Source organism: Sphingomonas sp. GC_Shp_3, from assembly GCF_026540945.1.
GTDB lineage: Bacteria > Pseudomonadota > Alphaproteobacteria > Sphingomonadales > Sphingomonadaceae > Sphingomonas.
Window position 1 is genome coordinate 450298 of record NZ_JALNUT010000001.1, and the last position, 24597, is coordinate 474894.

Annotated in this window: 20 protein-coding genes; 12 read left to right on the forward strand and 8 right to left on the reverse strand. The window is 66.7% G+C overall.

All coding sequences use genetic code 11. The features are described from left to right. Position 1: 1 nt before the first annotated feature. The 7 genes from OXR00_RS02250 (at position 2) to trxA (ending at position 11346) form a co-directional block, all read left to right on the forward strand. Positions 2 to 2362, forward strand: coding sequence for a PAS domain-containing sensor histidine kinase (locus OXR00_RS02250; protein ID WP_267386409.1), 2361 nt, complete (start codon positions 2 to 4; stop codon positions 2360 to 2362). A gap of 2 nt (positions 2363 to 2364) precedes the next feature. After that, positions 2365 to 2817: a tRNA (adenosine(37)-N6)-threonylcarbamoyltransferase complex ATPase subunit type 1 TsaE gene (gene tsaE, locus OXR00_RS02255; RefSeq protein WP_267387119.1), complete on the forward strand. Its 453-nt coding sequence runs from the start codon at positions 2365 to 2367 to the stop codon at positions 2815 to 2817. Beyond that, positions 2814 to 3779, forward strand: a complete 966-nt coding sequence (locus tag OXR00_RS02260; RefSeq protein WP_267387120.1) for a phosphotransferase — start codon at positions 2814 to 2816, stop codon at positions 3777 to 3779. The genes tsaE and OXR00_RS02260 overlap by 4 nt, the downstream gene beginning before the upstream one ends. After that, positions 3776 to 4537 (forward strand): nucleotidyltransferase family protein, encoded by a 762-nt coding sequence (locus OXR00_RS02265; protein WP_267386410.1) that lies wholly within the window; start codon positions 3776 to 3778, stop codon positions 4535 to 4537. Before OXR00_RS02260 ends, OXR00_RS02265 begins: the two co-directional genes overlap by 4 nt. Beyond that, positions 4530 to 7508 carry a double-strand break repair protein AddB gene (gene addB / locus OXR00_RS02270; protein ID WP_267386411.1) on the forward strand — a complete coding sequence of 993 codons (2979 nt, stop codon included), beginning with the start codon at positions 4530 to 4532 and terminating at the stop codon, positions 7506 to 7508. Before OXR00_RS02265 ends, addB begins: the two co-directional genes overlap by 8 nt. After that, positions 7492 to 10947, forward strand: coding sequence for a double-strand break repair helicase AddA (addA, locus tag OXR00_RS02275; RefSeq protein WP_267386412.1), 3456 nt, complete (start codon positions 7492 to 7494; stop codon positions 10945 to 10947). The genes addB and addA overlap by 17 nt, the downstream gene beginning before the upstream one ends. 75 nt (positions 10948 to 11022) lie before the next feature. After that, on the forward strand, positions 11023 to 11346 hold the full coding sequence (gene trxA / locus OXR00_RS02280; RefSeq protein ID WP_267386415.1) for a thioredoxin TrxA: 324 nt from the start codon (positions 11023 to 11025) through the stop codon (positions 11344 to 11346). A gap of 92 nt (positions 11347 to 11438) precedes the next feature. On the opposite strand, the gene argJ is transcribed toward trxA, so the two are convergent. Beyond that, entirely contained in the window at positions 11439 to 12668 is a 1230-nt protein-coding gene (gene argJ / locus OXR00_RS02285) for a bifunctional glutamate N-acetyltransferase/amino-acid acetyltransferase ArgJ (RefSeq protein ID WP_267386417.1), read from the reverse strand. 141 nt (positions 12669 to 12809) lie between these two features. Here argJ and OXR00_RS02290 point away from each other — a divergent pair, with 141 nt between their 5' ends. Together OXR00_RS02290 and secA are read left to right on the forward strand one after the other, a co-directional pair. Beyond that, positions 12810 to 13073, forward strand: a complete 264-nt coding sequence (locus OXR00_RS02290; protein WP_267386418.1) for a hypothetical protein — start codon at positions 12810 to 12812, stop codon at positions 13071 to 13073. Positions 13074 to 13185: 112 nt separating this feature from the next. Further along, complete coding sequence (gene secA, locus OXR00_RS02295) at positions 13186 to 15915, forward strand: preprotein translocase subunit SecA (RefSeq protein WP_267386419.1); 2730 nt, start codon at positions 13186 to 13188, stop codon at positions 15913 to 15915. Between the two features lie 45 nt (positions 15916 to 15960). Here secA and OXR00_RS02300 read toward each other — a convergent pair whose 3' ends face one another. The 7 genes from OXR00_RS02300 to OXR00_RS02330 all read right to left on the reverse strand — a co-directional run bounded on the left by OXR00_RS02300 (position 15961) and on the right by OXR00_RS02330 (position 20986). Further along, positions 15961 to 16545 (reverse strand): hypothetical protein, encoded by a 585-nt coding sequence (locus OXR00_RS02300; protein ID WP_267386420.1) that lies wholly within the window; start codon positions 16543 to 16545, stop codon positions 15961 to 15963. A 146-nt stretch (positions 16546 to 16691) separates the two neighbouring features. Continuing rightward, positions 16692 to 16967, reverse strand: coding sequence for an HPr family phosphocarrier protein (locus OXR00_RS02305; protein WP_267386423.1), 276 nt, complete (start codon positions 16965 to 16967; stop codon positions 16692 to 16694). Further along, a complete protein-coding gene (locus OXR00_RS02310; RefSeq protein WP_267386424.1) occupies positions 16964 to 17371 on the reverse strand; it encodes a PTS sugar transporter subunit IIA in 408 nt (135 codons plus the stop codon). Before OXR00_RS02310 ends, OXR00_RS02305 begins: the two co-directional genes overlap by 4 nt. 16 nt (positions 17372 to 17387) lie before the next feature. After that, positions 17388 to 18326, reverse strand: coding sequence for an RNase adapter RapZ (gene rapZ, locus OXR00_RS02315; RefSeq protein ID WP_267386425.1), 939 nt, complete (start codon positions 18324 to 18326; stop codon positions 17388 to 17390). After that, positions 18323 to 18745, reverse strand: coding sequence for an HPr kinase/phosphatase C-terminal domain-containing protein (locus OXR00_RS02320; RefSeq protein ID WP_267386426.1), 423 nt, complete (start codon positions 18743 to 18745; stop codon positions 18323 to 18325). The genes rapZ and OXR00_RS02320 overlap by 4 nt, the downstream gene beginning before the upstream one ends. Continuing rightward, positions 18742 to 20310, reverse strand: a complete 1569-nt coding sequence (locus tag OXR00_RS02325) for an ATP-binding protein (RefSeq protein WP_267386427.1) — start codon at positions 20308 to 20310, stop codon at positions 18742 to 18744. Before OXR00_RS02325 ends, OXR00_RS02320 begins: the two co-directional genes overlap by 4 nt. Next, positions 20279 to 20986, reverse strand: coding sequence for a response regulator transcription factor (locus OXR00_RS02330; protein ID WP_267386428.1), 708 nt, complete (start codon positions 20984 to 20986; stop codon positions 20279 to 20281). Before OXR00_RS02330 ends, OXR00_RS02325 begins: the two co-directional genes overlap by 32 nt. A gap of 246 nt (positions 20987 to 21232) precedes the next feature. On the opposite strand from OXR00_RS02330, the gene guaB reads away from it, so the two are divergent. From guaB to OXR00_RS02345, 3 genes are all read left to right on the forward strand, one after another. After that, a complete protein-coding gene (gene guaB / locus OXR00_RS02335) occupies positions 21233 to 22690 on the forward strand; it encodes an IMP dehydrogenase (RefSeq protein ID WP_242146305.1) in 1458 nt (485 codons plus the stop codon). 167 nt (positions 22691 to 22857) lie between these two features. Further along, positions 22858 to 24051: an RsmB/NOP family class I SAM-dependent RNA methyltransferase gene (locus tag OXR00_RS02340; RefSeq protein WP_267386429.1), complete on the forward strand. Its 1194-nt coding sequence runs from the start codon at positions 22858 to 22860 to the stop codon at positions 24049 to 24051. Between the two features lie 27 nt (positions 24052 to 24078). Beyond that, positions 24079 to 24582, forward strand: coding sequence for a tetratricopeptide repeat protein (locus OXR00_RS02345; protein WP_267387121.1), 504 nt, complete (start codon positions 24079 to 24081; stop codon positions 24580 to 24582). The last annotated feature ends 15 nt before the right edge of the window (positions 24583 to 24597 follow it).

A 24597-nucleotide genomic window follows, 5' to 3' on the forward strand; every position in this document is an offset into this window, starting at 1 on the left:
AATGAACGGCACATCGACGCTTGAACTAGTGCTGTCGGGCGTGGTGCTGGCCGCGCTGATCGTCGCGACCACATGGGCGCTTTTCGTCGGTCTGCGCGCGAGGCGCGATGCCGCGGAAGCGCTGGACCAAAACGTCCGACTGGCAGCCCTGCTGAAATCCTCGCCGGCGCTCGTAGTGGTGGTACGTGCGGACGGGCGGCTCGACGCGTCGGAGCGGCTTGGCGAGTGGCTCGGGCTGGCGACAACGCCGCGCTACGTCGCCGATCTGGCGGGGGACGGCACAGCGGGTTTCGGCCCTGCCGACGCGCGCGGCCTCGCCGACGACATCGCCGCCGCGCAAAAATCCGGCCGAGGCTTTACCAGATCGGTGCAGGCACAAGGTGCCGCCCGTGCGCTGCTGATCCGTGGGGCCAAAGCCGCGGGCGATCTTCGCGCGCCCGGCGGCGTGGTGCTGTGGTTGTTCGACGCAACCGACAGCCTGTCAGAAATCGCGCGATTGAACGACGAGGTTGCCGCCGCGCACCGCGCGTTCGACGTACTGACCGGCCTCATCCAGGCCGCGCCGATGCCGATGTGGTATCGTGGGAGCGACATGCGGCTGGCGATGGTCAACAGCCATTACGCGGACGCGGTCGATGCCGCCGATCCCGAGGACGCGGTTGTGCGGGGGCTGGAACTGGTCGAGAGTGGGGGGCTCGGCGGCCCGCTCGCCGGGGCGATCGCCGCGCGGGAGAGCAGCCGGTTGCAGGTCAAGGCGATGCCCGCGACGATCAAGGGCGAGCGGCGGATGTTGCGCGTGTACGACGTGCCGATGCCGGATGGCGGCGTTGCTGGCTTTGCCGTCGACGTCGAGGATCTCGAACAGGCGCGCGCCACGATCAAACGGCTGGGCGACACCGAGCGCGCGACGCTTGATCGACTTTCGGCCGGGGTCGCGCAGTTCGGGTCGGACCGGGCGCTGATCTTCTTCAATCAGCCATTCCAGCGGATTTTCGGGATCGGCAGCGAATGGCTGGCGGACTCGCCGGAATTTGATCGCGTGCTGGAACGCATGCGCGAGGCGAACCGGCTGCCGGAGGTGCGTGACTTCCCCGGCTGGAAGGCCGAGCGGCGTGCTTGGTTCGTCGCGACCGGCGGCGCGATCGAGGAGCAATGGCACCTGCCCGGTGGCGTTCATCTGCGCGTCGTCGCGCAGCCGCTGCCGGATGGAGGGTTGCTGCTGATCTTCGAGGACCGCACCGAGCAGGTCCAGCTTGCCAGCGGAATGGATACCCTGTTGCGGGTGCGGGCGGCGACGTTCGAGAACCTGTTCGAGGCGCTCGGCGTGTTCGCCGCCGATGGCAAGCTGCAACTGTGGAACAACAAGTTTCGGACCTTGTGGAATTTCGATGAGGCGTTCCTCGCGACGCACCCGCGCGTCGATGCGCTCGCGGAAGTAGCGGCCTCGCAACTCGCCAATCCGGATCGGGCGGCGCTGATCGGCGAATTGGTTCGCGCCGCCACGGTCGAGCGGCAGCAGCGCGGCGGACAGGTGCGTTTTGCCGATGGGCGCTATTTCGAGTTCGCGGCCGTGCCGCTGCCCGACGGCAACGGGCTTTTCACGATGCTCGACACCACGGATCGACGCCGTATCGAGACTGCGTTGCGCGATCGCAACGAAGCGCTGGAAGCGGCGGATCGCGTCAAGACGTCGTTTGTTGCCAACATGAGCTACGAACTGCGTACGCCGCTCACGTCAATCAGCGGGTTCGCGGAGATGTTGAGCGCGGGTTACGGTGGCAAGCTCGGCGACGACGCGACGACCTATGTCGAGGCGATCATGGATTCGGTGCAGCGTCTCGGCGCCTTGATCGATGACGTTCTGGATCTCACGCAGAGCGACACCGTCGATCCCGTGGTAGTGCGCGAGGAGGTCAATCTGGTGCCGCTCGCACGCGGTGCCGCGCAGACGATCCAGTCGATGGTCGAGAGGCGCGGGCTGGAGTTCGCGGTCGAGGTCATGCCGTCTGCCGGCGTTGTGCGTGGCGACGGCAAACGCATCCGGCAGGTGATCGAGCATCTGCTCCGTCATGCCGTGGCAGGCACGGCAACGGGGGGGCGCATCCTGCTCCGCGTTGACGGCAATTCGAACGGCGCCCGGATCGTCGTGTCGGACGATGGCGCTGGCATGAGCCGGCAGGCGGTCGCGCGCGCGTTCGATCGCTTTGCCCAACCGGAGGTGACGCGCGATGGCGAGCGGGCGCTCGGCCTTGGCCTGCCGCTCGCCAAGCAGTTCGTCGAAACGCACGGCGGCACGATCGAGCTTATGTCGGAGCCCGGTGAGGGGACAGCCATCACCGTGCTGCTGCCGCGTAACCGATGAGGATGGAGTTGCCCGACGAAGCGGCGAGCGCGGCGTTCGGCGCGCGTCTTGCCAGATTGGTGCAGCCGGGCGACGTCATTACGCTGACCGGAACGCTTGGCGCGGGCAAGACCAGCATCGCGCGCGGTTTGCTCGCCGCACTGGGTCTGGAGGGCGAGGCGCCGTCGCCCAGCTTCGCGATCGTGCAGCCTTACGAACCGCCTGAAATTAGCATGCCGGTGCTGCACGTCGACCTCTACCGGATCGAAGAACCGCAGGAGATCGCGGAACTGGGCTTGGACGAAGCGCTGGCGGACTCGGTGCTGATCGTCGAATGGCCGGACCGCGCGCCCGGCGCATGGCCGCATGCGCTGGCGCTCACCCTGGATTTCGCCCCCGGTGGCGGCCGCCGCTTGACAGCGCAGGTGCCGGCGGCATGGAAGGCGCGATGGCCCTTTCCCCTGTTTCCAACATGATCCCGCCGCCGCAAGCGCGCGACTTCCTGCGCGCGCTAGGCTGGGGTGACGCCGAGATCCTGCCGCTTGCTGGTGACGCATCGTTCCGCCGATACTTTCGTGTCGTCGAACCGGCGCGCCGCGCAGTGCTGATGGATGCGCCGCCGCCTCACGAGGATCCGCGCCCGTTCATTGCCATTGCCGGCTGGTTGGCCGAGCGCGGCTTCCACGCACCTGCGATACTCGGCCGCGATCTGGCCAACGGTCTGGTGCTGATCGAGGACTTTGGTGACGAACGGCTTTGCGAAACCGCGGATGCAGAACCGGAGCGGCAGCGTGATCTGTACGGCGCGGCGGTCGACATCCTTGTCGGTCTGCATCGCCACCATGCCGGTGACGTACCGCCGTACGACGGTGCCGTGCTGCACCGTGAAGCCGATCTGCTGGTCGAATGGTATTGTCCCGCCGTTGGGATCGAGCCGGATCGTGCCGGCTATACCGCTGCCTGGGACGCGGTGTTCGACCTTGCCCGCGCCAGCCGGCCGGTGATGGTGTTGCGGGATTATCATGCCGAGAACCTGATGCTGACCGAGCAAGGCTTTGGCCTGCTCGACTTTCAGGACGCACTGGCCGGACATCCGGCTTATGATCTCGTGTCGCTGCTTCAGGATGCGCGGCGGGACGTGCCGGAGGCGATCGAGACAGAAATGCTGGAACGCTACCGCGCGGCAACGGGGGCCGACGCGGCGTTCGACGCTGCCTACCGCGTGCTGGGCGCGCAGCGGAATGCGAAGATCATTGGCATCTTCACGCGGCTTTGGAAGCGAGACGGCAAGCCGCGCTATCCTGCGCTGTGCCCGCGCGTTTGGGCGTATCTCGAGCGCGATCTCGCGCACCCCGATCTCGCGCCGGTGAAGGCTTGGTTCGACGCGCATATCCCGCCTGCACTGCGCGGCGATCCAATGGTGGTCGCACAGGCATGACCGCGAAGAAGACGCTTGCGCTGCGCCCGGTGCCGGACGCGATTGTGCCTGAAACGGCGATGGTAATGGCGGCGGGGCTCGGCAAGCGCATGCGCCCACTGACCGCCACGCGGCCCAAGCCGCTGGTCGAGGTGGCGGGCAAGCCGCTGATCGACCATGTGCTCGACCGGCTACGATCGGCAGGGGTGAAGCGCGCGGTCGTCAACGTGCATTATCTCGCCGACCCACTGGAGGCGCATCTGCGCAACCGCGTGAAGGGGATCGATATCGTCGTTTCGGACGAACGCACTGAGTTGATGGAGACCGGTGGCGGCCTCGTGCAGGCGCGCGACCTGATCGGCGACAAGCCGTTCGTGGTGGCGAACAGCGACAACCTCTGGATCGACGGGCCGAGCGACGCGATCCGCTTGCTCGCGCGACAGTGGGACGACGAGCGGATGGACGCGCTGCTGCTGATGGTGCCGCTGGCGCGTGCGCATAATCATAGCGGACAGGGCGACTTCCGCCTGGCACCGGACGGACGGATCACCGGCTGGCGGATCCCCGGCAAGCCTGCGCCGTTCGTCTTCACCGGCGTGCAGATCCTGTCACCACGCGTGATCCGCGATTGGCCGGCGGGACCGTTCTCGACCCGGTTGTTCTGGGAGCGCGCGATCGAAGCGGGACGTGGCTTCGGCATGGTGCACCAGGGATTATGGTTCGACGTCGGCTCGCCTGCCGCGATCGGCAGGACCGAAGCGATCCTCGCCGATGGCTGAGCGGGGCCGTCCGCAACTCTATACGATCCCGGCCCACCGCGCGTTCGCGGATGCGCTGGCGGCGGGCTTGATCCGGCAGTTCGGGGCAGATCCGCTCGGTCTGGCGCGGGGTTTGGTGCTGCTGCCCAACAACCGCGCCAAGCGTGCCGTGACCGACGCGTTTGTGCGGGCGAGCGGCGGCGGGCTGCTGCTGCCGCGCATGGTGGCGATCGGCGATCCCGCGCTGGACGAGGCGGTAGGCGCGGCGCTCGACCCTGCCGACGCCGTTGATCCCGTGCCGCCGGCAGTCGCGCCGATGCAGCGCCGGCTAATCCTCGCGCGGCTCGTTGTCGAGGAGCGCGCACGGACCCGCCAGCCCGTCGACGCGGCCGAGGCGGTGCGATTGGCGGGCGATCTGGCCCACACGCTCGATCAATTGCTGGTGGAGGAGGTGGCGCCGCGTGCGCTTCGCGAGATCGACTTGGGCGAGGAGCTTTCGGCGCACTGGCGGCGCGCGCTCGACCTGTTCGAGATCGTGCTGGATCGCTGGCCGGGCGAACTGGCGCGGCTTGGCTGTATCGATCTGGCGGATCGGCGCGCGCGGCTGCTCCGTCGGCTCGCGCTGCGCTGGAGGGATACGCCGCCCCCCGGTTTCGTGTGCGCGGCCGGTATCACTGACACTGCGCCGGCGGTAGCCATGCTGCTCCGGCGGGTCGCGACGATGCCGCGCGGGATGGTGGTGATTGCCGATCTCGCGACCAGTATGGAGGACCAAGAGTGGCAGGCGCTCGGCCCCCATGCGCCCGACCCGGTGACCGGTACACGCAAGCGCTCGATCGAAACGCATCCGCAGTTTCACCTAAAGCTGCTGCTTGAACGGATGGGGTTCAATCGCGCGGAGGTGATGCGCTGGCGCGACGCGAGCGAGTTCGACGCGACGCCGGCGCGCGGCACAGCCATCGCCAACGCACTCGCCCCCGCTGATTTCACCGGCAAGTGGACGGATTTGCCCGCCGCCGAACGCCGCCTCGCCGGTATCGCCGCCGCCGAACTCGCCACCCCGGCGGAGGAGGCGCAGGCGATCGCGCTGGCGTTGCGGGAGGCGTTGGAAACGCCCGAGCGTACCGCAGCGCTCGTCACGCCGGATCGGGCATTGGCGCGGCGGGTGGCGGCGCATTGCGGGCGTTGGGGGATCGAGATCGACGATAGCGCCGGGCGGCCGCTGTCGATCCTGCCGTCGGGCACGTTGCTGCTCGCGCTAGCCGATGCCGCCGCGCAACGCTTCGCGCCGCTCGCGTTGTTGACCTTGCTCAAACATCCGTTGGTGTGTGCCGGCGAGGGGCGGCGGCCTTGGCTTGACGGCGCGCGCAAGCTCGACCGGGTGTTGCGTGGCCCGCGTCCGGCGGCTGGGCTCGACGGGATCGACGCGCACCTCGCTGATGCACCCAGACGCGAGGTCGCACGGCGTGCTTCGGCGGCGGCATGGTGGCCGCATGCGCGCGTTCTGCTCGCGCCGATGGAGCGGGTGTTCGCGGGCGGAGAGCAGCAGCTAGCCGCTCTGGTGGCGGCGTTGCGTGAAACGGCGCAGGCGCTGTGCGGGGACTTCCTCTGGAGTGGTCCGGCCGGGCGCGCAGCATCCGACTTTCTCGCGGATCTTGAAGGCCGCGCCGGTGAGGGACCTGCGCTGGTCGACCCCGATTCGCTCGCGGCGTTGCTGCGCACCTTGATGGATGAGATCGCAGTTAGGCCGCCGCAGGGCGGTCATCCGCGTCTGGCGATCTATGGCCTGATCGAGGCGCGGTTGCAGCCTGCCGACCTGATGATCCTGGGCGGGCTCAACGAAGGCGTATGGCCGGGGCAGAGCGCGCCTGACCCGTGGCTCGCGCCCCGCATCCGGGTTGCGCTCGGGCTGCCGGGGCAGGAGCGTGGTATCGGCATGGCGGCGCACGATCTGGCCGGAGCGCTCGGCGCACCGCGGGCACTGCTAACACGCGCCCGGCGCGATGCGACGCAGCCTGCGATCGCCTCGCGCTTCTGGCTGCGGTTGCAGGCTCTGGCGGGCGAGACTTGGGCGCGCGGCCGCGCACTACCGCTGGAACGGTGGACGCGCGATCTCGACGATCCGGCCATCCATGAACCCGCCGACCAGCCCGCGCCGATGCCGAGTGCGCTGCTGCGCCCCAAGAAGATCGCGGTCACCGATGTCGATCGCCTCAAGGCCGATCCCTATGCTTTCTACGCGCGTGCGATCCTGCGGCTGGCAGCACTCGATCCGGTCGATGCCGATCCAAGTGCGGCGTGGCGCGGCACCGCCGTCCACGCGATCTTGGAGGAATGGGCTCATGAGGATGCGTGCCACCCGGACAAGCTGCACGATCGTGCCCGCGCGATGCTCAACGACGAACGCACGCACCCGATGATGCGCGCTTTGTGGCAGCCGCGGCTTATGCAGGCGATCGACTGGATCGCGCGTACGATCGCCGAACAGGGCGAGGCGGGTCGCAGCATTATCGCGGTGGAGCGGCGCGGCAGCATCGACATCGCCGGCGTGACGCTGAACGGCACGTTCGACCGGCTCGACCGGATGCCGGATGGCACGCTGGCGGTCATCGATTACAAGACCGGCACGCCGCCCTCGCCGGCCGCGGTACGCGCTGGGTTCAGCCTGCAACTGGGGCTGCTCGGGCTGATCGCGGAGCGCGGCGGTTTCGACGGCATCAGCGGAATAACGCGCGGCTTCGAATATTGGTCGCTCGGCAAACGCAGCGATCAGTTCGGCTACGTCACCTCGCCGGTCGACCCGGCGGGCAAGAACGATAAAATCCTTCCTGAACAGTTCACCGCCATCGCCGCCGAGAATTTCGCAGGCGTGGCCGGACGTTGGCTGACCGGCAGCGATGCGTTCACCGCAAAGCTCCACCCGGAGTTCGCCCCTTACAGCGAGTACGACCAGTTGATGCGCCGCGACGAATGGTATGGCCGTGAGCGATAGCGGCAGCTTCTCCGCGCTGCCGCCGTTGAAGGACGATCAGGCGCGGGCGAGTGCGCCGGACGGGCACGTGTGGCTGTCCGCGTCGGCGGGCACGGGGAAGACGCAGGTGCTGACCGCGCGGGTATACCGGCTGCTGCTGCGCGGCGTGGATCCGTCGGCGATCCTGTGCCTGACCTTCACCAAGGCGGGCGCGGCGGAGATGGCCGGCCGGATCGGCGCGCGACTGGCGGCGTGGGTGCGGATGCCCGACGCGCAGCTTGGCAGCGACCTGATCGCGCTGGGCGAAGATCCAACCCCGGAGTTGCGGGCGCGGGCGCGGACGTTGTTCGCCAAGGTGCTGGATGCGCCGGGCGGCGGTATCCGTATCCAGACGATCCACGGCTTCTGCCAGAGCCTGCTCGCCGCCTTTCCGGTCGAAGCTGGACTGACGCCCGGCTTCCGGCCGATCGAGGCGCGTGAGGAAGCGGTGCTGGCGCGTGAGGCGTTGGCGGAACTGCTGGTCGAGGCGGATGGGCAGGGACGGACCCGTCCGATCGAGGCGGTCGGCGCGCTCAGCGTGCGGCTGGGCGAGGGCGAGGCGGAAAAGTTTCTGATCGCCTGCGCGCGTGCGCCCAAGGCGATGGCGGCGCTGCCGGGGACGTATGACGGTGTGGCGGCGTTCGTGCGTCGGCAGCTCGATTTGCCGGCAGGGGATGTCGAGGCGGCGATCGTCGCCGGCTGCGACGACGATGCGTTCGACTGCGACGCCGTCGCGCGCCTCGCCGCCGCCAACCGGGCGTGGGGGACCGCGACCGGCGGCAACCACGCCGACGTTGCCGAATGCTGGGTCGAGGCGAGTGCGGAAATGCGGGCGCGCATGCTGATCGACCTTGTGGGCGTGCCGTTCACGGCCAAGGGCGAGCCGCGCAAATATTCCAAGAAGCTGCTCGATGCCGATCCGGACTATGCTGAACTCGCGCAGGCGGTCGGCGAGGCGGCGACCGCTCTGCTGTCGCTACGGCATCGGGCCGTTTATGCCGACCTGCTCGCCGATGCGCTCGATGTCGGACGCGACTACGCCGCTGCCTATACGCGCGCCAAGCGGCGGCTGGGGGCGGTCGATTTCGACGATCTCATCGCTGCGACGATCGACCTGCTTGGCCAGCCCGGTATCGGCGAGTGGGTGCGCTTCAAGCTCGACCGCGAGACCTCGCACATCCTGATCGACGAGGCGCAGGACACCAATCCGGAGCAATGGGCGATCATCGGCGCGCTCGCCGATGAATTCTTCGCGGGCGAGGGCGCGCATGGCGGCGCGGTGCGCACGTTGTTCACGGTGGGCGACTTCAAGCAGGCGATCTTCGGTTTTCAGGGTACCGATCCGCGCTTTTTCGGCGCGGCGGAGGAGCGTTTCGGCCGTCTCGCGCGGGGCGCATGGGCGGCGGCGGAGGAAACGCGCCGGCGCGGTGGCGAGACGTTCGCGGGGGCGTGGAACCGGCTGTCGCTGACCCAATCGTTCCGCTCGACCCGACCGGTGCTGGAGTTCGTCGATGCCGCGATGGCGGGGCTGCCCGAACCCGGCCTCGGCGCGGTCGCGCAACTGGAACGCCACGCGAGCGAGGTGCCCGGGCCGGGCACGGTGACACTGTGGCCGCTGGTCGTCGCGGGTGGCAGCGAGGAGGATGAGGAAGGTTGGATCGCCGATTCCACCCGCGAACTCGCCAAGCGGATCGCGCGCACGATCAAGGGCTGGATCGGCACGCTGATGCTGGAAAGCAAGGGGCGCCTGCTGGAGCCGCAGGACGTGATGATCCTGGTGAAACGGCGCGGCGATCTCGCCTCGCTGATCGTCGCGCGGCTCTATGCGGAAGGGGTGCCGGTGGCGGGCGTCGACCGGCTGAGGCTGAACGCGCCGCTCAGCGTGCAGGATCTGCTCGCCGCGATCCGTTTCGTGCTGCAACCCGAGGATGACTTGTCGCTGGCGTCGCTGCTCGTCTCGCCGCTGATCGGGTGGTCGCAGGAGCTGTTGCTGGAGGCGGCACCGCGTGAGTCCGAAAGCCTGTGGCGGCATCTCGATCGTGAACGGCCGGATGACCTCGGGCCCCTCCGCGCCATGCTCGACCGGGCCGACATCGCCACGCCGTACCAGTTTCTCGAGGAACTCCTGTCGGGGCACCTTGGCGGGCGACGGGCGCTGCTGCGGCGGCTGGGGCAGGAGGCGCGTGATCCGATCGAGGAACTGCTCACCGCCGCGCTGCAGTTCGAAACGCAGGGTACGCCGTCGCTGCAACGTTTCCTCGATTGGTTCGATCGCGGCGAGGTCGAGATCAAGCGCGACCCGTCCGCGCCGCTCGACGCGGTGCGGGTGATGACCGCGCACGGCGCCAAGGGTTTGCAGGCACCGCTGGTGATCCTGGCAGATGCGGCGGTCGATCCCACCAAATCGCCGCGCAACACGCTGAAGTGGCCGGTTGACGACATCGACGCCGCGCTGCCGATCTTCCGCCCGCGCAAGGAGGAAGCGGGGCCGCTTGCCGAGCTGATCGAGCAGACCGCGCAGCGCGAGCTGGAGGAGCATTGGCGACTGTTCTACGTCGCGGCAACGCGCGCGGAGGAACGGCTGGTGATCGCCGGGTCGCTTGGTCCGCTTGCCAAGGGCGAGCCGCCGCCCGCAAGCTGGTACGCCGCCGCCGCGCAGGCGATGGCGGATCTGGGCGTCGCGGCGGCAGAGGATGGCGCGCGCGATTACGTCGGCGGCGGTGACCTGAAGCCGGTCAAGCGGCGCGAGCGCAATGTGGGGATGGCTGATCCCCACCCACCCGTGCCGGATTGGGCGTATCAGGCCGCGCCACTCGAAGCGCGGCCGCCGCGTCCGCTCGCGCCATCGTCGCTGGGCGACGATGCGGTGGCCGATCCGCCACCGACGCCCGCGATGCGCGATGCGGCCGAGCGTGGGCGGCTGATCCATGCGCTGTTCGAACGGTTGCCGGCGGTGCCGCCGGAGGGCCGCGCCGATGCTGCCGAGCGGTGGTTGGCGGGTGGGGGCGGCGTCGCGGACGCCGCGACGCGGGCCGAGATCGCGACGACGGTGCTGACGATCCTTGCCGAGCCGGCATTTGCCGCCTTGTTCGGCCCCGATGCGCTGGCGGAGGCGCCGATCGCGGCGGTCGTGGGGGACGGTGTGGTGGTGTCGGGCACGGTCGACCGTCTGCTCGTCACGCCGGAGCGGATCACCGTCGTCGATTTCAAGACCGGACGACGCGCGCCGCAGTCGCTGGCAGACGTGCCGCCCTATCATGTCCGGCAGATGGCGGCCTATGTCGAGGCGCTCGGCGTGATCTTTCCTGGTCGATCCGTGGAGGCGGCGTTGCTGTATACCGGAGCGCCGATCCTGCTCGTGCTGGCGCCGGCGCTGCTGGCCGAGCACAAGCCGCGCTTTGCTGTCGCGCAGCAAAGCTAGCTGCAAAGAGTAAGCGCGACGGCTTGAGCCGGGCGGGCCGGCGTCTTACGTTATTGCAAACAAGGAGACTTCATCATGGCGACTAAGCAGATTACGGATTCCAGCTTCGACACCGACGTGCTCAACGCCAACGGGCCTGTGCTGGTCGATTTCTGGGCGGAGTGGTGCGGGCCGTGCAAGATGATCGGGCCGAGCCTGGAGGAGATCTCCGAGGAGTTGGGCGAGCAGGTGACGATCACCAAGCTCAACATCGATGAGAACCCCGATGCGCCGGGCAAGTACGGCGTGCGCGGTATCCCGACGATGATCCTGTTCAAGAACGGCGTGCCCGCTGCAACCAAGGTCGGCGCGGAGCCGAAGGGCAGACTGAAGGCCTGGCTGGAGGGCGAACTCGCCTGATCGTCCGACAGCGCGCCTGAGTTGTCGACCAGCGCGCGCTTCGCTCTACCGTTGCGGACGGCACACTTCTGAACGTGCCGTCCGTCTCCCGCTTAGCTCCGGTAGTCGGCGTTGATCGAGATGTAGCCGTGGGTCAGGTCGCAGGTCCACACGGTGGCGCGCCCTTCGCCGAGGCCGAGATCGACACCGATCTCGATCTCGTGACCCTTAAGGTGCGCGGCGACGGGCGCCTCATCATACCCCTCGCTTGCCAGGCCGCCGCTCGCGACCTGCGTGTCGCCGAACCGGATCGAAAGCAGGTCGCGCTCCGCCGGCTCGCCCGCCTTGCCGACCGCCATGACGACCCGTCCCCAATTGGCATCCTCGCCGGCAATCGCGGTTTTCACCAGCGGCGAATTGGCGATCGACAGCGCGACACGGTGCGCGCTGCGGTCGCTCTCCGCGCCGGTCACCTGGATCTCGATGAATTTGGTCGCGCCTTCACCATCGCGGACCACCAGATGGGCCAATTGCAGGCATAGGTCAGACAGCGCCGCGCGGAACGCATCCGCGCCGGTGTCTTCCGAACTGGCGATCGGAGCATTGCCGGCCTTGCCGGTCGCGAACGCCAGCACCGTGTCGCTGGTCGAGGTGTCGCTGTCGACGGTGATGCACGAGAAACTGCTGCGGTTGGCCTCCGCCAGGGCGGCTTGCAGGAAAGCCGCATCCACCGCCGCGTCGGTGAAGATGAAGCCGAGCATCGTCGCCATGTCGGGCGCGATCATGCCCGAACCCTTGATGATGCCGACCAGCGTCACCGTGCGGCCATCCACAACCGCCGTGGTGACGGCACCCTTGGTGAAGGTGTCGGTCGTGCTGATCGCCTGCGCGGCATCTTCCCAACCGCAGGCAGGTGCAGCCAGTGCGGCGTCGATCCCGGCTTCGGCCTTGTCGATCGGCAGCGGTACGCCAATCACGCCGGTCGAGGCGACGAACACGTCCGATGGCTGGCAATCGAGCGACCCGGCCGCGCGTGCCGCGATCGCCTCCACGGCGGCACGGCCGCGGCCGCCCGTGAACGCGTTGGCATTACCGGCGTTCACCACTAACGCGCGCGCAGCACCGAGTGTCAGCGCCTTGCGGCACCATTCCACCTCGGGGGAGGGGCAGCGGCTCTGCGTCGTCACGCCCGCGACTGTGGTGCCGGGATCGAGCCTGACAAAGGTCAGGTCGCAGCGATCCCATGCCTTGTACCCCGCGCGGGCGACATGTGCGGTCACTCCGGCGATTGGCGGCAAGGCAGGGAACGCGGCGGGCGCGAGTGGCGAGCGGGCATAGGTCATGTTCGGTTCCTTAGATCGTGAGCGGCCGGATACAAGGCCTACGGCAGCGGTGCTGGAAGATGATTGCGGTCGCGCTCGATCCGTCACGCACATCGCTCGGCTGGACGCGTGCGTCGAACCGCTTTAAAGCCCACCCCGACTATGGAGTTCCTGCTCTTCCTCTGTGCCGCGCTGTCGGCGCTGACCGGTGCGATCACCGGCAGCCGCTCGCCGGATCTCGACGTTCAGATCGAGCGCGTTTCACAAGGTGCCGGTACCGTTGCGACGGCGGCGGTGCGGACGGTAGCCGCAATCGTTTGGGCTCAACGCGCGCCCACGCTTCTTGCGCTGCGGAACATCGCGACACCACGTTCTTTCTCCTTCGACGATGGCATTTCCGCGCGGGGCGAACGTCGGCGCGAGTAGTTGCTCGACGGCGCGCTTCTCGACGTTTCGACCGCGCACGACATCCGTTTCGACAGCATTGCAGCCGGGCTCGCCCCGTGCGCGACCACTCTTGAATATATTGGACACACCCATGCTCGGCGGCCTTGCCAAAACCCTGTTCGGTTCCTCGAACGAACGCTACGTCAAATCGCTCGGTACGATCGTCAACAAGATCAACGGCTTCGAGCCCACGATCTCCGCGATGTCGGACGAACAGCTCTCCGCGCAGACGATCGCCTTCCGCGAGCGGCTGGGGAACGGCGAGACGCTCGACAGCATCTTGCCAGAAGCGTTCGCGACCGTTCGCGAGGCCGCCAAGCGTACGCTCGGCCAGCGGCATTACGATGTGCAGATGGTTGGCGGCATCGTCCTCCACCGCGGCGAAATCGCGGAGATGCGTACCGGCGAGGGCAAGACGCTGGTGGCGACGCTCGCCACATACCTGAACGCGCTACCGGGCACGGGCGTTCACGTCATCACCGTCAACGACTATCTCGCCGCGCGCGATGCCGGCTGGATGTCGCAGGTGTACAGCTTCCTCGGGCTGACGACGGGCGTGATCGTGCCGAACCTCAGCGACGAACAGCGCCGCGACGCCTATGCGTCCGACATTACATACGGCACGAACAACGAGTTCGGCTTCGATTACCTGCGCGACAACATGAAGTACGATCGCGGCTCGATGGTGCAGCGCGCATTCAACATGGCGATTGTCGACGAGGTCGATTCGGTGCTGATCGACGAGGCGCGCACGCCGCTCATCATCTCCGGGCCAACCGACGACAAGACCGATCTGTACCGCAGCGTCGATCTGGTGGTGAAGCAGCTCGCGCCTGAGGATTACGAGAAGGACGAGAAGCAGAAGTCGATCATCCTCACCGAGGATGGCACCGAGAAGGTCGAGCGGATGCTAGAGGCGGCTGAGCTGCTGGAAGGCGCGAACCTTTACGATTTTGAGAACACGCAGGTCGTTCACCACGTCAATCAGGCGCTGCGGGCGAACATGATGTTCAAGGCGGACACGGATTACATCGTCAAGGACGGCAAGGTCGTCATCATCGATGAGTTCACCGGCCGCATGATGGACGGCCGCCGCTGGTCCGACGGCCTGCATCAGGCGGTCGAGGCAAAGGAAGGCGTCACCATCGAGCCCGAGAACCAGACGATGGCCTCGGTCACTTTCCAGAACTATTTCCGCATGTATCCGAAGCTTGCCGGCATGACCGGCACGGCGGCCACGGAAGCGGCCGAGTTCTACGACATCTACAAGATGAACGTCGTGACGATCCCGACCAACGTGCCGGTCAAGCGCGTCGACGAGGAAGACGAGTTCTACAAGGATACGCAGGACAAATTCCAGGCGATCGCCAAGAAGATCCGCGTCCATGCAGAGCTGGGTCAGCCAGTGCTGGTCGGCACCGTGTCGATCGAAAAATCCGAACTGCTCAGCGAGTTCCTCGTGCAGGAGCAGGTGCCGCACAAGGTGCTGAACGCGCGCTTCCACGAGATGGAGGCGCACATCGTCGCGCAGGCGGGGCGGAAGTCGGCGGTAACGATCGCCACCAACATGGCAGGGCGCGGCACCGACATCCAGCTCGGCGGCAACCTCGAGTTCCGCATGCTTGATGAGCATCCCGATCTGGTCGAGGGTACGCCCGAGTATGAGGCGCGCGCCGCCGAGATCAAGCAGGAGATCGCCGCCGAGAAGAAGGCGGTGCTCGACGCCGGTGGTCTGTTCGTGCTCGGCACCGAGCGGCATGAGAGCCGCCGTATCGACAACCAGTTGCGCGGCCGTTCGGGGCGCCAGGGCGATCCGGGCCTGTCGCGCTTCTATCTCAGCCTCGATGACGATCTGCTCCGCATCTTCGGACCGGACACGTTGTTCGCGCGGATGATGCGCTCGAACATTGGCGACGGCGAAGCGATCGGATCGAAGTGGCTGTCGAAAGCGATCGAGACCGCGCAGAAGAAGGTCGAGGCGCGCAACTACGATATCCGCAAGCAGGTCGTCGAATATGACGACGTGATGAACGATCAGCGCAAGGTAATCTACGACCAGCGCTCCGATATCATGGACGCCGACACCGTCGGCGACGTTGTCGAGGACATGCGCGCCGAGACGGTCAACGCGATCGTCGGTGAAGCCTGCCCGCCGGGAACCTATCCCGAGCAGTGGGACATCGCGGGCATGAAGGAGAAGCTTCAGACTCAACTCAACATCGCGCCGACGATCGACGACTGGCTGGCCGAAGAGGCGATCGATCCCGAGATCGTCGAGGAGCGCGTTCGCGCCGCCGCCGATGCGCAGGTGGCGGAGAAGGCCGGAGCACTCGCCCCCGAGACGTGGGTGCAGATCGAAAAGTCGATCCTGCTCCAGAACCTCGACCATCACTGGAAGGAGCATCTCGCCACGATCGAGGCGCTGCGTCAGGTTGTTCACTTGCGCGCCTATGCGCAGAAGACGCCGATCAACGAGTATAAGCAGGAGGCCTTCCAGCTATTCCAGCGGATGCTCGACATGATCCGGGAGGAAGTAACCCGCACGATCGCCTATGCCGAGTTCCAGCTCGAGCCGGTACCTGACCTGCCGCAACTGCCGGATTTCATCACCACGCACTTCGATCCGTTCACCGGTGAGGACGACAGCTACACCTTCGACGGTGGCCATGTGACGAGCGCTTTACCGACGCTGTCGATCCCGCGGCCGGACGGTCACGAGATCGGCCAGGATCCAGCAGAGTGGGCTGGCAACGTCAGCCGCAACGCACCGTGCCCATGCGGTTCGGGGCTCAAGTACAAGCACTGCCACGGGCAGGTCTGAACCGGATGAGGCGGAGTCCGGTTCGGGCTCCGCCACTGGCCGGCATTATCGTTTGCCGGGTGTCGGCAACACGATGGTCGGACCGAGATGTTGAAGGACATCGCGCGCATCGAATGCGTGAATGTTGCGCTCCGGTTTCGGTCCGTGGCCCATCACGATTTCGGCATGCGCTTCGAACTGCTCGATCGTTTGGACGTCCAGGCCCTGATCCCAGAACGGACCGCCCCAGAACGGATCCCAGCTACGCCATCCAAAGCCACGACCACGATACCGCCAGCTTGGACCCCAGCCGCCATACAGGCCGCCGGCAAAGGGCTCGGGTGTCGCGAAGGTGTGGGTGCTCTTGTCGGTGCCGCGATCGGCCAGCACGAAATAGTCAAAGCCGTGCTGCACCGTCAGTTCGGCGGCCCGGTACAGCAGATATCGTTCGACGGTATCCCGCGGCGTATATCCGTTGCCGGCAAAGCTTACCATGAAGCGGTTCGCCTCGATCTGCCGATCGCTGTAGCCGGTGCGTTGGGAGGCGGTGGCCGGGCGGTATGTGGTCTGCGTCGCACAGCCCCCGGCGAGCAGTGTCGCCGCCAGTAGCGCGCCCGTCGCCGCGCGGCGCAAAGTTCGAGTTTTCAACATGGGGAGCCTCCAGTTCAACGCGCTCGCGTCGAACGACGGCCGCCGCCGCCGGAGGACAGAACGCGTCGGTCAACATACGGTGGCGAGGCGTAAAGTCTCGTGACAAATGCGACAGCTACGCCTGATGTCCGGCGCAACGGTGCGGCTCAGTCCTCGCCGAAACGCCCCTCGACGAGTTCGACCAGGGCGCTGACCGATTGCTCGGCACCTTCGCCTTCGGCATGAATGACGATCGTATCGCCCATCGCCGCGCCAAGCATCATCAATCCCATGATCGACGTGCCCGTCACCGATCCCGATCCATCCTTTTCCACCGCAACCTCGCACGGTTGCGTTGATGCCAGCGTCACGAACTTGGCGCTTGCGCGCGCGTGCAACCCACGTTTGTTGGTTATCAGGACGGTTCGGGTAATCTGGCTCACGCCGCCGCTTCTCCCAGCACTTCGGATGCAACCGATATATACTTGCGGCCAGCTTCGCGCGCTGCGGCGACCGCGTCCACTACTTTCATGGCCTTGCGGGCAGATTCCAGCCGGATCAGCATCGGCAGGTTGATGCCGGCGATCACCTCGATGCGGCCGCGCTCCATCAGCGAGATCGCGAGATTGGAGGGCGTGCCACCGAACAAATCGGTCAGCACGATGACGCCACGCCCGACATCAACGGTCTTGATGGCTTCCGCGATGTCGTTGCGACGCGCTTCCATGTCGTCATCCGGCCCGATCGCAACGGTGGCGACGTGCTCCTGCTTGCCGACGACATGCTCCATCGCGGTCACGAATTCGTCGGCAAGCCGGCCATGTGTCACCAGTACGAGCCCGATCATCGCGCAAACCCGATCATCAATCCTGTTTCCCGTCCCCGTCGGCTGCCGCATGGGCCCCTTCAAGCGAGTCTTGCGGCGCTGCAGCAAGATCGCGATGCAGGACCGTGGGGGAAAAACCGGCGTCACGCAACCTTGACGCCACCCGTTCCGTGACGTGAACGGAGCGGTGTCTCCCCCCGGTACACCCGAATGCGACGGTGACGTAGGATTTCCCCTCCGCCCTGTAGCGTGGCAGCAACAGCAAGAGCAGCGATTCGATCTGCCCGACCGCGGCCGCGTAGGCTGGATCGTCGGCGATATAAGCGCTCACGTCGGCATCCAGCCCGGTGCCGGGGCGGAGTTCCGGCACCCAGTGCGGATTGCGCAGGAAACGCATGTCGAACACGAGATCGGCCCCGCGCGGAATACCGCGTGCAAAGCCGAACGACATCACCTGCAACGTCGGCTCGCCCAGCCGCTCGCCCGAAAAGGTGGCACGGACCTGCTGGGCGAGTTCGTTGGCGGCAAGATCGGTGGTGTCGATCAGCCGGTTCGCCCAGCTTCTGAGCGGGGCGAGCAACTCGCGTTCGCGTGCAATGCCGTCCGATGCCGGCCGATCGAGCGCAAGCGGATGGCGACGCCGCGTCTCCGAATAGCGCCGCGCGAGTTCACCGCCCGCGCAATCGAGGAACAGCGTGCCGATATCAAGATCATGATCCTGACGCAGCGACTTGATCCGCGCGACGATCTTGGCGGGATCGAAATCGCGGGTGCGTGCATCGATACCGATCGCAAGCGGCTGCGACGAACCGTCCGCACCCTCCGGCAGCGGAGCGCTCAGCAACCGGTCGAGCAGCACCAACGGCAAATTGTCGACGATCTCCCAGCCGAGATCCTCCAGTGTGCGCAGCACGGTCGATTTGCCCGCGCCCGACATTCCGGTGACGAGTAGGATATCCTTGCGCTCGTGTGTCATGTCGCCTCGTGTGTCGCGCTCTTCAACGCCAGTTCAATCTTGATCGTTGCCGACGCCTCACGAGAATCGACACGCAACAGCGGAATAGCAAGTCCGGTAAGTTCCTCGATCAGCCCGGCCTCCGGCATGCGTTCCACCCGCTCGCCAAGCCGCACCGCGAGTGCGACCTGTGCCTGCGTCACGAAGGGCAGGGTGACGATACCGATACCGCGCACTTCGATGAGGCCGGCGATGGTTGCGGGTGCAGACGCGAACAGGAGACCGTGTGCGGTACTCAGTTCAGTCTGATCGTCGCTCACCAGCACCGCGCCGCGATCGATCAGCCGTAGCGCAAGGTCGGATTTCCCGCTGCCCGAGGCGCCGAGCAGCAGAACCCCGCGCCCGTCAATCGCCACGCAGGTGCCATGCACGCGCGTCACGGCTGTGCGCCGAGTGGCAGACGCACCACGAACCGCGCCCCGTGCAGCCGATCGTCTCGCGCCTCGACGTGGATCGTGCCGTGGTGCGCCTCCACGATGGTACGGGCGATGGCGAGGCCCAGTCCGGAATGCTTGCCGAACGACTCGTCAGCCGGCCGGAACGAGTTGAACCGGTGGAAGATCGTCTCGCGCGATTCCTCTGGCACGCCTGGACCTTCATCCTCGACGCGGATCACCACCTCGCCCGCTTCGACCATCGCCGAGAGAACGATCAGACCGTGTTCGGGTGAAAAGGATACCGCGTTGGTAATCAGGTTCTCGAACACCCGCTCCAGCCGCGCGCCCTCGCCGGCGATGATCAGCGGTGTCGCCGGCGGACGATCGAACCGCAGCGCCACGTCTCGCTCCAGCCCGCGCTCCTCATGCTGCGCGATCAGCGCGGCGATCAGCGCGCCGAGATCGACGCTTTCGAACTTCGCGCGGCTGAGCTGCGCGTCGAGGCGCGAGGCCTCGGCTATGTCGGTGATGAGCCGGTCGAGCCGGTGCACGTCGTCACGGACGATCGCGAGCAGCCGCTGTTGAAGCTCCGGATCGTGTATGCGCGACAGCCCGTCCACCGCGGACCGCAAAGATGCGAGCGGATTTTTCATTTCGTGCGTCACGTCCGCCGCGAACGCCTCGATCGCGTCGATCCGCGCACGCAGTGCAAGGCTCATGTCGGAAAGCGCGCGGGCAAGCATGCCGATCTCGTCACGGCGGGAGGGGAGGCGCGGCACCACCACTTCCCGTGCCCGCCCGAGCCGTACCCGCACGGCGGCGCGCGCCAAACGTCGTAGCGGGCGGACGATGGTGCGTGCGAGGAACAGCGAGAGCAGCACCGACACGATCGACACGATCGCCAACACCACGCCAAGCCGAAAACGCTCGACCCGCACCGTCTTGGTGATGTCGCGCGCGTTGATCGTCGTCATCACGACGCCGACGCCGGGTACCCGCGCGGCGGCGGTGATGACCGGGGTGCGATCGGGCGCTCGCCATACGTTGGCGGGGGCGGTGCCGGTGGTGCGGGCGATGCGGACGACCGGCCATTCGTTGCCGCTGCGAAGTTCGCGGTACAGGGGCGGCCGAGGCGCCGCCACGACCGTATCGATCACCGCATCGAGGAAACGCGCCGCTGTCAAACCCCAGCCTTGCTTGTCCGGATCGGCCAGCACGAAATTGCGGAGCCCGAGCATCTGTGTATCCAGCACCGGACGCGCTGCGTTGTCGTACAGGCGTATCCGCGTGCCGGTATCGCGCCCAAGCCGGACCGCCACCGCCGTCCGTTCAGGGAGGTCGACCGCGCCCATCGCCTCCGCAATCAGTCGCGCCTCCCGTTGCGCCTGGGCGACCCGGCTGTCGACGATGCGACTGCGGTAGGAATCAAGATAGAAGAAACCGCCCGCCAGCAGCGCCAGCGCGAAGACGTTGACGAACAGGATGCGCGGCGTGAGCGAGACCCGCGCGGACCAGCGTAACGTCAGTTCGCGGTCTTCACTCCTCGGAGAAGCGATAACCGGCACCATAAAGCGTTTCAATCGCGTCAAAATCGGGATCGGTCTGGCGGAACTTGCGCCGTACGCGCTTGATGTGGCTGTCGATCGTGCGATCGTCGACGTAGATGTCGTCCTGATAAGCGGCATCCATCAACTGATTGCGCGTCTTCACCACGCCCGGCCGCTGCGCCAACGCCTCCAGGATGAGGAATTCGGTCACGGTCAGCGTCACGTCGCCGCCGCTCCATGTAACCTTGTGCCGCGACGTATCCATGGAAAGCCGGCCGCGAACCAGCACCGTCTCGGCTGGATCGGCGCTCTCTGACGTACCAGGATGCGAGGCTTCGCTACGCCGCAGGATCGCGCGGATGCGGGCGATCAGCAGCCGCTGCGAGAACGGCTTGGCGATATAGTCGTCCGCGCCCATCGCCAGGCCGAGCGCCTCGTCCAGCTCATCGTCCTTCGAGGTGAGGAAGATCACCGGCACCATACTCTTCTCACGCATCCGCCGCAGCAGTTCGAGCCCGTCCATGCGCGGCATCTTGATGTCGAAAATCGCGAGGTCGGGTGGGTTCTCGATCAGCGCCTTCAGCGCCGTCTCTCCATCCGAATACACCCGCGTCAAAAATCCCTCCGCCTGAAGCGCGATGGAGACGGAGGTGAGGATGTTGCGATCATCATCGACGAGCGCGATCGTAGCCGTCATCGGCGGAAACCTTCATTGCTGGGCGTCTGCGTTAATGCAAAGCGGAGCAGTGCTCAACCACCGCGCGAACTGGGCGTGGAGGATCGCGGCGACGTGGCAGACGCACGGGCCGGGTCGAAGCTGTGCGGTGGTGCGGGTGGCCTGCGTGAACAAACCTCGACGCCACACCCCTAGCGCTGGCGAGGGCCGTTGTTTACATGGACCGCCACGACTCGCTTTTCCCCTTCGCGCAGGACACGGCACTCCATGGACATTCGCCTCGGTCTCACTTTCGACGATGTCCTGCTGTATCCGGCCGAGAGCGATATCGTTCCGTCGCAGACGAACACCGCGACGCGACTGACGCGCGGCATCGCGCTCGACATTCCCATCCTTTCCTCGGCGATGGACACCGTGACCGAGGCCGACATGGCGATCGTGATGGCGCAGCTTGGCGGCATCGGCGTGCTCCACCGCAACCTCACCGTCGAGGATCAGGTCGCCGCGGTCCGCGCGGTCAAGCGGTTCGAGAGCGGCATGGTGGTCAATCCGATCACCATCGCGCCGTCCGCTACGCTCGCCGAGGCGCAGGCGATCATGAAGCGCCACAAGATCAGCGGTATCCCGGTGGTCGAGGCGAACGGCCGGCTGGTTGGCATCCTTACCAACCGCGACGTGCGCTTCGCCGAAAATCCCGCGCAGCCGGTCGCCGAGTTGATGACGCACGACAATCTCGCCACGGTTTCGCCCGGCGTCACCTCCGAGGAAGCGCGCCGGTTGCTGCATCAGCGCCGTATTGAGAAGCTGATCGTCGTAGACGACGCCTATCGCTGCATCGGCCTCATCACCGTCAAGGATATCGAGAAGGCCGTCACCTACCCGAACGCCACCAAGGACGGCACCGGGCGCCTGCGGGTCGCCGCCGCGACGACCGTCGGCGACAAGGGGTTCGACCGGACTGCCGCGTTGATCGACGCGGAACTCGATCTCGTCGTGATCGACACCGCGCATGGCCATAATCGCGACGTCGCGCGTGCGGTTGAGCGGGTTAAGAAGCTTTCCAATTCCGTGCAGGTCATCGCCGGGAACGTCGCCACGGGTGAGGCGACGCGTGCGCTGATCGACGCGGGCGCGGACGGCATCAAGGTCGGCATCGGGCCGGGGTCGATCTGCACCACCCGCGTCGTGGCCGGCGTGGGTGTGCCGCAGCTGACGGCAGTGATGGATTGCGCCGAGGTTGGCCAGAAACTCGGCGTGCCAGTAATCGCCGACGGCGGCGTTCGTACGTCGGGCGATATCGCCAAGGCGCTCGCGGCGGGCGCATCGTCGGTGATGATCGGTTCGCTGCTGGCCGGCACGGAGGAGGCACCGGGCGAGACGTTCCTGTATCAGGGCCGTGCCTACAAGAGCTATCGCGGCATGGGCTCGGTCGGCGCGATGGGCCGTGGGTCGGCGGATCGGTATTTCCAGGGCGACATCAAAGATCAGCTCAAGCTGGTACCTGAGGGGATCGAGGGGCAGGTCGCCTACAAGGGGCCGGCACGTGACGTCATCCATCAACTGGTCGGCGGTATCCGTGCAGCGATGGGCTATACCGGATCGGCGACGATCGAGGATCTGCAGCAGCGCGCCCGGTTCGTGCAGATCACCGGGGCAGGTCTGCGCGAGAGCCATGTTCACGACGTCACGATCACACGCGAGGCACCCAACTATCCAACGCGGTAGGGCAGGCTGGTCCGATTGTACCTTCCTGCCGCCTCAAGCGGTAGGAAGCTCAGGGAGGCTCGGCCTTTAATGTGCATGGTGCGCAACGTACGCCGACCGTGGTGGCGCGGTTGCGGCGGGACGAGCGTGGCAATCGCCAAACCCTCTTCAATCGTCTGGACGAACCGATGACACCCGCCGCTCGTACGCAAGCCGCCATCGACTTGCTCGACCAAATCATTACCGCCGCGCGCGCAGGTGGTGCCGCAGCCGATACGCTGATCGCGCGCTACTTCGCCAGCCGGCGCTACGCCGGCTCGAAAGACCGGCGTGCGGTGCGCGAACTCGCTTATGCCGCGATCCGGCTGTGCGGTGAGATTCCGGCGAGCGGCCGTGCCGCCATGCTGGCGCTCGCCAACACCCAGGTCGAGATCGCCGGACATTTCTCCGGGGAGGGGCATGGCCCGGCGCCTGTCGGCGCGGGTGAGATTCCCGCAACCATCGGCACCACTCCGGCTTGGCTTGGCGAGGCGTTGAACGCTTCCGGTATCGATGAAGCGGAACGTGCTGCGCTGATAGCGCGGGCGCCGCTCGATGTTCGGATTAATCGACTGCGGGGTGACAGCGTTTCAATAGAAGGCGCGGGCGTCGTGCCCGGCCTCCCCGATGCATTGCGGCTTCCGAGCGGCACCAACGTCGAGACCCTCGAAGCATGGCAGACCGGTGCTATCGAGGTGCAGGATGCGGGCAGTCAGATCGTAACATCGGCGGCGCAGGCCTTGCCTGGACAACACATCGTCGATCTTTGCGCGGGCGCGGGCGGCAAGACGCTCGCCCTCGCAGCGGCAATGGCGAACACCGGTGAGATCCTCGCCACGGACAGCGACCGTGCGCGGCTCTCGCGACTTGCGCCGCGCGCTCAGCGTGCCGGTGTGTCGATCGTCACCACCCGATTGCTCGATCCGAACCGCGAAGCGGAGGCGTTGACCGATTGGGCGGAGCGGGCCGATTGCGTGCTGATCGACGCGCCCTGTTCGGGTACCGGCACATGGCGGCGCAACCCCGAAGCACGCTGGCGGCTCACGCCCGACCGGCTCGCGCGGCTGGTCGAGACGCAGGCGCGGCTGATCGACGTCGGCGCCGCACTGGTGAAGCCGGGCGGTGCGTTAGTCTACATCGTATGTTCGCTGCTCGATGGGGAAGGGACCGCGCAGGCGGCGCGCTTCCTAGCCGCCAATCCCGAATGGAGGGCCGAGCCGCTCAAGCTGCCAGCCGGTCGCACGCATGGCGCCGGCACGCGGTTGACGCCTGCGCACGATGATACCGACGGCTTTTTTCTCGCACGTTTTGTTCGCATGGCCGCACATCGCGTGCTACCCTAACGTATTGTGCCGAAGCTGGAGCTGATCATGCGCTATCTGCCCGTCGCCGCTGCTGCCGCGATGACGCTGCTGACGATATCGACTGCGGTACAGGGCCAGCGGCCTGACAGTGCAATCGACGCGCGCTCTTCGGCCTGGGTCGCAAAGGGCAAGGCTGCGCAGGCATCCGGTGATCTGGCCGGCGCCACCGACGCGTATGAGAGCGCGCTCGCGGTCGACCCGCGCAATCGCGAAGGTTTCATCGGGCTTGGCGAGATCGCTCGAGTGCATGATCTGCCCGGCAAGGCGATCCGCTACTACCGCGAGGCGCTCGAGTTGCAGCCGGACGACGTGGCGGCGCTGACGGAACAAGGTGAAGCGCTGGTCCAGCAGGGCGCCGTCGATCGCGCCAAGGGGAACCTCACCAAATTACGCGCGATTTGCAGCAAGAAAGCCTGTCCGGAGGTTGCTCAACTGACCGCCGCGATCGCGAAGGGTCCGCCTGTGGTAACAGCCTCCGTGACGTCGGCGGCCAGCGCGACGAAGAACTAGCGCCGGTTCGTCACG